Source organism: Tomitella gaofuii (genome assembly GCF_014126825.1).
Taxonomy (GTDB): domain Bacteria; phylum Actinomycetota; class Actinomycetes; order Mycobacteriales; family Mycobacteriaceae; genus Tomitella; species Tomitella gaofuii.
In genome coordinates, this window is sequence record NZ_CP059900.1 from 589,056 (window position 1) to 601,190 (window position 12,135).

Below are 12,135 nucleotides of genomic sequence, written 5' to 3' on the forward strand. Positions count from 1 at the left end.
CGACTTCCGTTACCCTGGGCGTCTGTGTCGAGTGATATTGAGACGAACGCCAACGGGCAAGCGGCCGGCGAGTACGACCTGATCGTCGTCGGCTCCGGATTCTTCGGACTCACCGTGGCCGAGCGCGCCGCCTCCGAGCTGGGCAAGCGGGTGCTGGTACTGGACCGCCGCCACCACATCGGCGGCAACGCGTACTCGGAGGCGGAACAGACCACCGGGATCGAGGTGCACCGCTACGGCGCGCACCTGTTCCACACCTCCAACAAGCGCGTGTGGGACTACGTGAACCGCTTCACCACGTTCACCGGCTACCGGCACCGCGTGGTCACCAACCACAACGGGCAGGTGTACCAGTTCCCGATGGGGCTGGGGCTGATCTCGGAGTTCTTCGGGCGCTACTACTCGCCCACCGAGGCGCGCGCCCTCATCGCCGAGCAGGCCGCCGAGATCGACACCGCCGACGCGCAGAACCTCGAGGAGAAGGCGATCTCGCTGATCGGCCGCCCCCTCTACGAAGCCTTCGTCAAGAACTACACGGCCAAGCAGTGGCAGACCGACCCCAAGGAGCTGCCGGCCGGCATCATCACGCGCCTGCCCGTGCGCTACACGTTCGACAACGGCTACTTCACCGACACCTACGAGGGCCTGCCCACCGACGGCTACACCGCGTGGCTGGAGAACATGGCGGCGCACGAGCTCATCGACGTGCGGCTGGACACCGACTGGTTCGACGTGCGTGATCAGCTCCGCGCGGAGTCGCCGCACGCCCCTGTGGTGTACACGGGCCCGCTGGACCGCTACTTCGACCACAGCGAGGGCCGGTTGGGCTGGCGCACGCTGGACTTCGAGGAGGAGGTCCTCAGCGACTGCGGCGACTTCCAGGGCACGCCCGTGATGAACTACGCGGACGCGGACGTCGCCTACACGCGCATCCACGAGTTCCGGCACTTCCACCCGGAGCGCGACTACCCGACGGACAAGACCGTGATCATGCGCGAGTTCTCCCGTGCGGCCGAGGCGGACGACGAGCCGTACTACCCGATCAACACCGCCGACGACCGCGCCAAGCTCGACGCCTACCGCGCGCTGGCCAAGGCGGAGACGCAGGACTACGCCGTGTTCTTCGGCGGGCGCCTGGGCACGTACCAGTACCTGGACATGCACATGGCCATCGCCAGCGCGATGAGCATGTTCGACAACCAGCTCGTCGATGCCCTCGGCTCCGGGCGTACGGCGGCCGGCAACTGATGGCCGCCGCGCAGTCGCTGCTGCAGCGGATCCTGCTTCCCCGCGGCGGCGAGCCGTTGGACGTGCGGACGCTGTACCTGGAGGAGTCGGAGACCAACGCGCGCCGGGCGCACGCCACCTCGCGCACCTCGGTGCGCCTGGGCGCGGAGTCCGAGGTGTCCTTCGCCACCTACTTCAACGCGTTCCCCGCCAGCTACTGGCGCCGGTGGACGGTGCTGGACACGGTGGTGCTGCGGATCGAGGTCCGGGGCGGCTGCCGCGTGGACGTCTACCGTTCCAAGGCGGACGGCAGCCGGATCCACGTCGAGGGGCAGCGGGCCGACGCGGTCGACCAGGACGGCACCGACCTGGACGACGCGGCCGGCGAGACCCGGGTGCTCGAGTTCTCCGTGTCGCTCGCGCCGTTCGAGGACGGCGGCTGGATCTGGTTCGACGTCACCACGGCCACGAAGACCGACGTGCTCGCGGCCGGCTGGTACGCGCCCACCGCGGCGCCCGGCCGCGCCGCGGTGGCCCTGGGCATCCCCACGTTCAACCGTCCCGTCGACTGCGTGGCTGCGCTGCGCGCCATCGCCTCCGACCCGCTGGTGATGGACGTGGTGGACACGATCATCGTGCCCGACCAGGGCACCGACAAGGTGCGCGACCAGGACGACTTCGCCGAGACGGCGGCCCTGCTGGGCGACCGGCTGCGGATGTACGACCAGCCCAACCTGGGCGGCTCCGGCGGGTACAGCCGCATCATGCTCGAGGCCGTGAAGAACACGGACTGCGAGCAGATCCTGTTCATGGACGACGACATCCAGATCGAGCCGGATTCGATCCTGCGCGCGCTCGCGTTCTCGCGCTTCGCCAAAGTGCCCACGCTGGTGGGCGGGCAGATGCTCAACCTGCAGGAGCGCAGCCACCTGCACACGATGGGCGAGGTGGTGCGGCGCGACATCTTCATGTGGGGCGCCGCGCCGCACGTGGAGTACGACCACGACTTCTCCACGCGCCCGCTGCGCGACCGGGAGGAGTCCCAGGACCTGCACCGGCGCATCGACGTCGACTTCAACGGCTGGTGGATGTGCATGATCCCGCGCTCGGTCGCGGAGGAGATCGGCCAGCCGCTGCCGCTGTTCATCAAGTGGGACGACGCCGAGTACGGCCTGCGCGCCCGCAAGGCCGGCTACCCGACGGTGACGATGCCGGGCGCGGCGATCTGGCACATGGCGTGGTCGGACAAGGACGACGCCATCGACTGGCAGGCCTACTTCCACCTGCGCAACAGGCTGGTCGTGGCCGCGTTGCACATGGACGGCGGGCACCGCGGGCTCATGCAGAACGCGCTCAAGGCCACCGTCAAGCACCTGCTGTGCCTCGAATACTCCACGGTGGCCATCCAGAACCAGGCCATCCGGGACTTCCTCGCCGGACCGGAGCACATCACGTCGATCCTCGAATCCGCGATGCCCATGGTGCGGCGGATGCGCGGCGAATACCCGGACGCGGTGGTGTTGCCGTCGTCCACCGAGCTGCCGCTGCCGTCGCACGCGGATGTGGGCGCGGTGTCGTTGCCGTCGAACCCGGTGTCCAAGGTGGTGCGGCTGGCCAAGGGGCTGGCCCGCAACGCGCGCCCGGCCGACGAGTCGACGCACCGCACACCGCAGCTCAACGTGCCCACGCTGGACGCGCGCTGGTTCCTGCTCTCGCAGGTGGACGGCGTCACCGTCACCACCGCCGACGGGCGGGGCGTGGTGTACCGCCAGCGCGACCGCGAGAAGGCGGCCGCGCTGCTGCGCGAGTCGCTGCGCCTGCTGCGCGAGCTCAACACGCGGTTCCCTGAGATGAAGCGCGTCTACCGCGCGGCGGCCCCCGGCCTGACGAGCCGCGAGCGCTGGTCCCGCGTGTTCGAGGGATGGGAGACCCGTGTCGGCGAAGGATGACCTGGTCGCGGCGGCGGCCGTAGCCGAGACGCCCGTGCTGGCCGCGGTGCAGGACGTGCTCATCGACCGTCCGGGGGTGCTGGCGACGGCCCGCGGCATGTCGCACTTCGGTGAGCACGCGCTGGGCTGGACGGCTGTATCCGTGGTGGGCGCCGCGGTGGACCGGCCCCGGCGCGGCCGCTGGCTGACGGTGGGCGTGGGCGCGGTGGGCGCGCACGCCGCGTCGATCGCGGTCAAGCGCGTGGTGCGCCGTCCGCGTCCGCAGGACCCGATGGTGCGGGTGGGCGTGTCCACTCCGAGCAGGCTCAGCTTCCCGTCGTCGCATGCCACCTCGTCGACGGCCGCGGCGCTGCTGATCGGGAGGGCGAGCGGGGTGCCCGTGGCGGCTGCAGTGGTCCCCGCCATGGCGCTGTCCCGGCTGCTGCTGGGCGTGCATTACCCGTCGGACGTCGTCGCCGGCAGCGCCATCGGTGCGCTCGCGGCGGTGGCGACGGACCGACTCCGGCGTCGGGTGCCGGTGCTCCGCGATCAGCCACCGCCTAGGGTGGCTGGGTCGGAAGGAAACAACAGACGATGAGCGAAAGCGCCGATCACCTGGTGGGGCTCGAGCCGGTCGAGGAGCCGACGGACGCCGAGTCCGTCGCCGCCGCTGCCAAGGTTCCGCATAACGCCCTGGCCGCGCTGGTCAAGGCCATGCGCCCGTGGCAGTGGGTCAAGAACGTCCTGGTGCTGGCGGCGCCCGTCGCGGCGGGGAACGTCTTCGAGTGGGACGTGCTGTGGCCGTCGCTCGTCGCGTTCGTGGTGTTCTGCCTGGCCGCCTCGTCCATCTACCTCATCAACGACGCGCGCGACGTCGAGGCGGACCGCGCGCACCCGGTCAAGCGCTACCGGCCCATAGCCGCCGGGGTGCTGCCGGTGGGCGTGGCGTACGCGGCGTCGGTCGTGCTGGTGGCCGCGGCCATCGGGTTGTCGTTCGTCGCCAACTACCGCCTGGCCATCGTCGTGGCCGTGTACATCGCGGTGCAGCTCGCGTACTGCTTCGGGCTGAAGCATCAGGCGGTGCTCGACATCTGCATCGTGTCGTCGGGCTTCCTGCTGCGCGCCATGGCGGGCGGCGTGGCGGCCGCCATCGGACTCTCGCAGTGGTTCCTGCTGATCATGGCCTTCGGCTCGCTGTTCATGGCCGCAGGCAAGCGCTATGCGGAACTGCAGCTGGCCGAGCGGACGGGCGCGAAGATCCGCAAATCGCTAGAGGGCTACACCACCACGTATCTGCGGTTCGTCTGGACGCTCTCGGCCACCGCGGTGGTGCTCTGCTACGGGCTGTGGGCCTTCGAGCAGGACGCGCTCCGCGGCGGCGTCTGGTATGCGATCTCGATGATCCCGTTCGTCATCGCCATCCTCCGGTACGCGGTGGATGTCGACGGCGGCGTGGCGGGCGCCCCGGAGGACATCGCGCGCCGCGACCGGGCCCTGCAGCTGCTGGCGGTCGCGTGGATCGTGATCGTCGGCGTCGCCGCCTATGTCGTACCGCATATCTGACGAGCCCCGCGCCGGCGCCCCGTCGCGCAGCTCCTGGTCCGTCCGGATGCGGGGCGTGCTGACCCGGTGGGGGGCGCAGGGCGCGGTGACGGCCTGCGGCATCGTCGTCGCGGCCGCGTTGTTCGGCTACGGCGGCTGGCAGCGGCGGTGGATGGCCGACGACGGTCTCATCGTGCTGCGCACCGTGCGCAACCTGCTGGCGGGCAACGGCCCGGTGTTCAACGCGGGCGAGCGCGTGGAGGTCAACACCAGCACCGCCTGGACGTACGTGATGTGGCTGTTCGGGTGGATCACCCGCGCGCGGCTCGAGTACGTCGCGGTGGGCGTGTGCCTGGCGCTGAGCGTCGCCGCCATGGTGTTCGTGATGCTCGGCTCGGCCCGTCTGCTGCGGCATTCCGCGTGGGCACGTCGCGCGAAGGGCCCGGTGATGCTGCTCCCGGGCGGCGTCTTCATCTACGCGGCGCTGCCGCCGGCCCGCGATTTCGCCACCAGCGGGCTCGAAGTGGGGCTGCTGCTGTGCTGGCTGGGCGCGGTGTGGTGGCTGCTGGTGCGGTGGGCGACGACGGAGCGGCCGTCGACGGCGTCGGTGCTGTCGCTGGGGTTTCTCGCCGGCCTGAGCTGGCTGGTGCGGCCGGAGACCGTGCTGGTGGGCGGGCCGGTGCTGCTGCTGTTGTTCTGTGTGCGCCAGTCGTGGCGGCGCAGGGCGGTGCTCGTCGTCGTGTCCGGCCTCGTGCCCGTGGGCTACCAGATCTGGCGCATGGGCTACTACGGGTTGCCGTACCCGAACACTGCGGTGGCCAAGGACGCGGGCGAGGCCAAGTGGGGCAAGGGCCTGATCTACCTGGCGGACCTGGTGCAGCCGTACGTGCTGTGGGTGCCGCTGGTGCTGCTGGTGGTGATCGCCGCGGTGATGCGGGGTCCGGCCGCAGTGCGGACCGCGTCGGCGGGCATAGCCCGGGCCGCAGCGCGGTGGGGCGCAGGCCGGGGTGCGGGTGCCGACGGGGCCGCAACGGGCGCCGCCGCGGCCGGCGCGCCGACCGCGCCGGGGGAGTACCGGCCGCCGCGGCGCATCGCCCGCCCCGCGGCGGCGCGCCTGCGCCGCGCCCAGGACCGGCTGCACTCGCCGGCCACGGTCACCGCGCTGATCGTCGCCGTCGCGCTGGTGTGGCTGGTGTACGTGCTGCGGGTGGGCGGCGACTTCATGCACGGCCGCGTGCTGCTGCCCGTGGTGTTCCTGTTGATCGCCCCGCTGGCGATGATCCCCGTGCCGATTCCGCGCCGGCGCGCCCTGCGCCCGGCCGGCGCCGCGGCGGGGATGCGCGGCATGCTGGCCCCGGCGGCACGCACCGCGGTCCCGGTGCTGGGATGGATCGGCGTGATCGCCTGGGCGTTGACGATCGTCAACGTTCCGGGTGCGGCGCGCCCGGGCACGCTCACCCGCGACGGGATCGTGGACGAGCGTGCCTTCTATGTGACCGCCACCGGGCACGCGCACCCCATCACCTCGCAGGACTATCTGGACTTTCCGCGGATGCGCGCGCTGGTGGACACGATCCGGGCGACGCCGGAGGGCGGGCTGCTCATCCAGAACGGCAGCCTGAACTCCTGGACGGTGATCCCGCCCGCGGTCCCGCCCCCGCCGGGGGAGGCTCAGCACACCGTGTACTTCATCAACCTGGGGATGCCGGGGATGAACACGCCGCTGGACGTCAAGGTGTACGACACCGTGGGGCTGGCCTTCCCGCTGGCGGCGCATACGCCGCGGATCGCCTACGGGCGGATCGGGCACGACAAGAACCTCCCGCCGGACTGGGTGATCGCGCTGCAGGGGCTCGCGGACACCCACGAGGAGGGGATGCCGTCGTGGCTCGACGAGGACTGGGTGCGCCGGGCGGAAACCGCGCTCACCTGCCCGCAGACCGAGTACCTGATCGACTCGTACACCGCCGAGCTGACCTGGGGGCAGTGGTGGGACAACTTCCGCCACGCGTGGTCGCTGGCCGCATACCAGATCGACCCGAATCCGGAGTACGAGATCGAGCGCTGCGACCTGGTGCCGCCGCCGGGCACGGCCCCACGCTGATTCCGGGGCGCGCGTTCGCTCACGCCGGGGCCGCGATGTGAGTAACCTCACTGAATGGGCCCGGCGCGTCGCGGGCGGAGGCTGCGCGGAGTGCGCCGGCGCGGGTGCGTGGCACGATCGCATGCGATTTCAATGCGTGGACGTGCACAGTGTCACGGGCAGGTAACGGATTGCCGTGAACGGTCGATACACAACAGGATCCAGGCGCGTGCGGTGACAGACGCGCGTGCGCCGGTCGCCATCCGGACGGCGAGTTGCATTGCCAGGTCAGGGCGTTTAACTTTGACCGACGATGCAGGCGGGTGTCCACGAGCGGTGACCGACTGGAAGGTCGACACGCAGCAGTGCGGTGAACCGGGTGCATTTCCGATGTTCTCCGAGGCTGCCCACAGGAAGAGGTTCAGGCCGATGACCAATGCGGAACCACGGTTTCTCCGGCGCGTGCGCGCCCGGCTCCTCGGGTTCGCTGCGATCGCGTTCTCGCTGGCGATGCTGACCGGAGTCGCCACCGCCGGCACGGCGTCCGCGTGGTCGTGGAACGACGACGGCCGCATCGTCAAGGAGTACGTGTGGTCGGACGCCATGGCCCGCAACATCCCGGTCTCCTTCATGCCGTCCGCGCGCGGCGGCAACCACGCGCTGATCCTGCTGGACGGCCTGCGCGCCCGCGACGACTTCAGCGGCTGGGACATCGAGACCAACGCCTTCGACAAGTTCCGCCATGACAACATCAACGTCGTCATGCCCATCGGCGGCCAGTCCAGCTGGTACGCGGACTGGAACGCGCCGAGCGCCATCAACGGCCAGGACTTCACGTACAAGTGGGAGACGTTCCTGAGCGTGGAGTTGCCGAACTATCTGGCGAACGTGCACGGCATCGCCCGTGACCACAACGCCATCGCGGGCCTGTCGATGGGCGGCAGCGCGGCGCTCTACTTCGCGGCCAAGTACAAGCCGTACTACTCGTTCGCCGGGTCGTTCTCCGGCTACCTGCACAACTCGATGATCGGCATGCCCGCGGGCATCAGCATCGGCATGCTCGACGCGGGCAGCTTCAACGCCGGCGACATGTACGGCTCGGCGTCGTCGCTCAACCCGGAGTGGGTCTCGCACGACCCGTTCAACTTCGCGCCGGAGCTGCGCGGAATCTCGCTGTACATTTCCGCGGCCAGCGCGCTGCCCAACCCGGATCCGGTCAACGGCGACCGGCCCCAGTCGCTGCTGGACTACTACAACACCACCAACGGCATGGCGCTCGAGGGCCTGGCGCTGGCGAACTCCCGCATCTTCCAGGCGCGGCTGAACTCGCTGAACATCCCCGCCACCTATTCGTTCCCGCCGGTGGGCATCCACTCGTGGAACAACTGGAGCGCGGAGCTGGACAAGGCCAGGCCGCAGATCCTGGACGCCACGAACGGCTGGTGATCCGCCCCGCACACACGTGACGAACGGAGAGGCGCGCGTCCGCTGACGCGCGCCTCTCCACGTCCGGGGACGGCCGACGGTGCTGCACGACCGTCCGCCGCACCACGCCGATGTGACTGATGTTCGGCGTGTGAATGATGTGATTCGCCCTTGTTGGCATTACTGTGACGGTGATCGGGAAACGGTGGTCGGGTCGTTTCCGCTTTTTCGGATCGAAGCGAGGAAGTCTTGATGCGCTCTGACACGTCGTGGAATCGCGGTGAGGCCCACGCCGGGCGTCCGCGGGCGGGGCTGCGCCGCCGGCTCGTCGCGTGGGGCGCGGTGCCGCTCGCCGTGGCGCTGGCGCTCCCGGTGGCCGGGCAGGTGCTGCCCCAGGCGGTGCCCGTGGCCCACGCCGCGCCCGCCGGTGAGGCGGTCCCGGCCGGCGTCAAGGTGACCAAGGTGCAGTGGCTGTCCGCCCGCCGCGTGGCGATCTGGGTGCATTCCCCGGCGATGAACGAGGACATCCAGGTGCAGATCCTGGTGGGGCGCGACTGGCACATCGCCCCGGACAAGGACTATCCCGAGCTGCTCATGCTCGACGGCCTGCGCGCCCGCGACGACCAGAGCGGCTGGACCATCGAAACCGACATCGTCGACTTCTTCGCCGACAAGAACGTCAACGTCGTCCTGCCCGTGGGCGGGCAGTCCAGCTTCTACACCGACTGGGAGAAGCCGGACAACGGCAAGAACTACCAGTGGGAGACGTTCCTGACCGAGGAGCTGCCGCCGATCCTGCACAACGACTGGCGCACCAGCACCGACAAGGCCGCCATCGCCGGGCTGTCGATGGGCGGCACCGCCGCGATGATGCTGGCCGAGCGGCACCCGGACATGTTCGACTTCGTCGCCTCGTACTCCGGCATCCTGTCCACCACCTCGCTGGGCATGCCGCAGGCGATCCAGTTCGCGATGCTCGACGCGGGCGGCTTCCACTCGCAGAACATGTGGGGCCTGCCGTCCGACCCGCGCTGGACCGAACAGGACCCGCTGCTGCACGTGGACAAGCTCAAGGGGATGAGCATCTACGTCTCCAGCGGCAACGGGTTCGCCGGCCCGTACGACCAGCAGTCCGGCATCCCCGGCATCTCCACGAACATCGCGGGCATGGGCCTGGAGATCCTCTCGCGGATGACCTCGCAGAACTTCGCCGCCGAGCTGAACAAGAAGGGCATCCCGGCCAACGTGGTCTACCGGCCGTCCGGCACGCACTCGTGGCCGTACTGGCAGTTCGAGATGCACCAGTCGTGGCCGCAGATCGCGAAGGCGCTCGACGTGGACCCGGACGCGCCGGACTGCCGCGCCACCGGCGCCATCGGCGACCTCGCCAACGGCGTGCCCTGGCTGGGCCGCTGCGTCACGCCCGAATACGACGTGCCGGGCGGCCGTGCGCAGGACTTCGCCGCGGGCCGTGTGTTCTGGAGCGCCGGCACGGGCGCGAAGATCGTGGCGGGCGCGATCGGCGGCCGCTACCAGCAGGTCGGCGGCCCGGGCGGCGACCTGGGTCTGCCCGTGAGCAACGAGCTGGCGACGCCGGACGGGCACGGGAGGTACAACGCCTTCCAGAACGGGTCCATCTACTGGATGCCGCAGACCGGGGCCCACATGGTCAAGGGCGCGGTGCTCGACAAGTGGGGTTCGCTGGGCTGGGAGGCCGGGGTCCTCGGCTACCCGACGTCCGACCCGCGCCCGATGGACGGCGCCTCCGGCACCGTGCAGGACTTCCAGGTCGGCTCCATCTACGTCACCGACAAGGGCGCCTACGAGGTGCAGGGCGCGATCCGCGACAAGTACAACACCATGGGCGCCGAGGGCGGCGCGATGGGCGTGCCCACCTCCGACGAGACGACCACCCCCAACGGCATCGGCAAGTACAACCGGTTCGACAAGGGGATCGTCTACTGGACCGCCGGCACCGGCGCCTGGTCGATCCAGTACGGTCCGATCTTCGACGCCTGGGAGCAGCAGGGCTTCGAGAACGGCCCCCTCGGATTCCCCACGGGCGACCAGCGCGCGGTGCCCGGCGGCGTGGCTCAGGACTTCGAGCACGGCACCATTACAGTGGCGGACGGCAAGACCGAGGTCGCGCAGAAGTGACGGTTCGCCCCGGAACGATGGGATGCGCAGCAGTGACAGGTCGCGTGGGCGCGGCAGGGCAGGTCGAGAGGCGGAGCGTTTCCGCAGTGGTGAGGTCCCGATGAAGAGCACAGCACGCCGCAGCAGGGTCGGCGCGGTGGCGGCTGCGGCGGCGGCGATCGCCCTGGCCGGCGGCCTGTCCGCGTGCGGCGGCAACGATTCGACGGTGAGCTCCACGCCCAGCGCCGCCACCTCGGCGCCGGCGCCCACCGGTACGGCGGAGGCCGGTGCGCCGAGCGCGGACGCGTCGGCCCGGCCGGTGGACCCGCGCCCCACCGCGGTGCCGAAGACCGCGCCGCCGGAGACGCCGCAGGCGCTGCCCAGCGACTACCCCGGGCCCACCGACACGGCGTTGACGCAACGCGACCAGGTGTTCCTCGATGCCCTGCGTAGCCAGAAGATCGGCTTCGCCGATGCCTCCGACTCGGCGGTGAGCACGGGCAACTACGTGTGCGCCGCGCAGAGCAGCAACACCCCGGCCGACCAGATCCACGCGACGGTGCTGGCGACCATCGCGCTCGACGCGCAGTCGCGGGGTGCGCAGGTGGACGCGGAGAAGGATGCCGCCGCGTTCATCGCCACCGCACAGAGCAAGCTCTGCACGTGACGGGCTCCACGCGTTTCGGGGCGGGTTCGAGCGCGCCGCACGTCGGGCGCGCGCGGTGATGGCCGCCCGCAAGTCCCGGCGCCGGCGTGGGCGGCGGTGGCTGTCGGCGCTCGTATTGCTCGCGATCGTGGTCGTGGTCGCGGCCGTCGCCGTGTGGCTGCAGCAGCGGCCGCCCGCCCCGCCGCCGCCCGGGCCGGGGCCCTCGCCCACCACGCCGCCGCCGCAGGCGCAGCCGGCGTCGTGCCCCGACGTGCAGATGGTGGCGGTGCCCGGCACATGGGAGAGCGCGCCCGACGACGACCCGCATCACCCGTCGTTCAACCCGAACGCGCTGCTGCTGAACGTGACGCAGCCGGTGCAGGAGAAGTTCGGCGAGGGGGCCGGGGACGAGGACGGCGGCCGGGTCGACGTCGTGACGGTCCCGTACGTGGCGCAGTTCGCGCGGCCGTTCGCGCCGCCGGAGGCCACATACGACGCCAGCCGCAAGGCGGGCACCGAAGCCACGCGGCAGATCCTGGCCGACCGCTACTCCGAGTGCCCGTTGACGAGCTACGTGCTCATCGGGTTCTCGCAGGGCGCGGTGATCGCGGGGGACGTGGCCGCGCAGATCGGGCACGGCAACGGGCCGGTGCCGGCGGACCTCGTCCTGGGTGTGGGACTCGTCGCCGACGGGCGCCGGGACGCCGGGGCTCCGGGCTCCGCGACGACGCAGCTGGGCGTGCCCACAGGTGTCGGTGCCGAGGTGATGCTGGGCGGCCTGCACGACGTGCCGGGCTTTCCGGGCACCACGATGACCGGCGCCCGGCCCGACGGTTTCGGCGTGCTCGCCGGCCGCACCGTGCAGATCTGCGCGCCGGGCGACCTCATCTGCGACGCGCCCGCGAACCTCGCCGGCGACCTCATCGGCACGCTGACCAAGCTCGGCGCCGCCGTGTCCGCCCCGGTGCACGCGCTCTACGACTCCAACCCGATCCTGCCCGGCGGGCAGACGGCCACCCAGTACCTGACCGGCTGGGCGGAGGACCTCATTGAGGGCGCGCCGCATCCGGCGCACGACTAGGCCCGCCTCCGACGCGGTGGGCGCGCGGTGGGGCCGGTATGGTGACCACGGGCTTCGGTCGTGCTCC

The 12,135-nt window shown here is 70.9% G+C and carries 9 protein-coding genes; all 9 read left to right on the forward strand.

Features of this window, described 5'->3' with window-relative positions; translation table 11 throughout:
• Nucleotides 1-24: 24 nt before the first annotated feature.
• Nucleotides 25-1,248 (forward strand): UDP-galactopyranose mutase, encoded by a 1,224-nt coding sequence (glf, locus tag H4F70_RS02790; RefSeq protein ID WP_235681303.1) that lies wholly within the window; start codon nucleotides 25-27, stop codon nucleotides 1,246-1,248.
• Nucleotides 1,248-3,176 (forward strand): glycosyltransferase, encoded by a 1,929-nt coding sequence (locus H4F70_RS02795; RefSeq protein WP_182358963.1) that lies wholly within the window; start codon nucleotides 1,248-1,250, stop codon nucleotides 3,174-3,176. Before glf ends, H4F70_RS02795 begins: the two co-directional genes overlap by 1 nt.
• Complete coding sequence (locus H4F70_RS02800) at nucleotides 3,160-3,753, forward strand: phosphatase PAP2 family protein (protein WP_372497633.1); 594 nt, start codon at nucleotides 3,160-3,162, stop codon at nucleotides 3,751-3,753. Before H4F70_RS02795 ends, H4F70_RS02800 begins: the two co-directional genes overlap by 17 nt.
• Complete coding sequence (locus H4F70_RS02805; RefSeq protein ID WP_182358964.1) at nucleotides 3,750-4,718, forward strand: decaprenyl-phosphate phosphoribosyltransferase; 969 nt, start codon at nucleotides 3,750-3,752, stop codon at nucleotides 4,716-4,718. Before H4F70_RS02800 ends, H4F70_RS02805 begins: the two co-directional genes overlap by 4 nt.
• A gap of 46 nt (nucleotides 4,719-4,764) precedes the next feature.
• Nucleotides 4,765-6,801, forward strand: coding sequence for an arabinofuranosyltransferase AftB family protein (locus H4F70_RS02810; RefSeq protein WP_372497632.1), 2,037 nt, complete (start codon nucleotides 4,765-4,767; stop codon nucleotides 6,799-6,801).
• A gap of 408 nt (nucleotides 6,802-7,209) precedes the next feature.
• Complete coding sequence (locus H4F70_RS02815) at nucleotides 7,210-8,226, forward strand: alpha/beta hydrolase (RefSeq protein ID WP_182358966.1); 1,017 nt, start codon at nucleotides 7,210-7,212, stop codon at nucleotides 8,224-8,226.
• Nucleotides 8,227-8,457: 231 nt separating this feature from the next.
• A complete protein-coding gene (locus H4F70_RS02820) occupies nucleotides 8,458-10,362 on the forward strand; it encodes an alpha/beta hydrolase-fold protein (RefSeq protein ID WP_182348832.1) in 1,905 nt (634 codons plus the stop codon).
• A 100-nt stretch (nucleotides 10,363-10,462) separates the two neighbouring features.
• Complete coding sequence (locus H4F70_RS02825) at nucleotides 10,463-11,008, forward strand: DUF732 domain-containing protein (protein WP_182358967.1); 546 nt, start codon at nucleotides 10,463-10,465, stop codon at nucleotides 11,006-11,008.
• A gap of 58 nt (nucleotides 11,009-11,066) precedes the next feature.
• The gene (locus H4F70_RS02830) at nucleotides 11,067-12,068 is read left to right on the forward strand and encodes a cutinase family protein (protein ID WP_182358968.1); all 1,002 of its coding nucleotides are present in this window, start codon (nucleotides 11,067-11,069) and stop codon (nucleotides 12,066-12,068) included.
• Nucleotides 12,069-12,135: the final 67 nt, after the last annotated feature.

Excerpts from the sequence above, each read along its gene's own strand:
- H4F70_RS02825 (WP_182358967.1), top strand. The coding sequence starts at position 10,463 with ATGAAGAGCACAGCACGCCGCAGCAGGGTCGGCGCGGTGGCGGCTGCG.
- H4F70_RS02795 (WP_182358963.1), top strand. The coding sequence starts at position 1,248 with ATGGCCGCCGCGCAGTCGCTGCTGCAGCGGATCCTGCTTCCCCGCGGC.
- H4F70_RS02815 (WP_182358966.1), top strand. The coding sequence starts at position 7,210 with ATGACCAATGCGGAACCACGGTTTCTCCGGCGCGTGCGCGCCCGGCTC.
- H4F70_RS02830 (WP_182358968.1), top strand. The coding sequence starts at position 11,067 with ATGGCCGCCCGCAAGTCCCGGCGCCGGCGTGGGCGGCGGTGGCTGTCG.
- H4F70_RS02810 (WP_372497632.1), top strand. The coding sequence starts at position 4,765 with ATGCGGGGCGTGCTGACCCGGTGGGGGGCGCAGGGCGCGGTGACGGCC.
- H4F70_RS02805 (WP_182358964.1), top strand. The coding sequence starts at position 3,750 with ATGAGCGAAAGCGCCGATCACCTGGTGGGGCTCGAGCCGGTCGAGGAG.
- H4F70_RS02820 (WP_182348832.1), top strand. The coding sequence starts at position 8,458 with ATGCGCTCTGACACGTCGTGGAATCGCGGTGAGGCCCACGCCGGGCGT.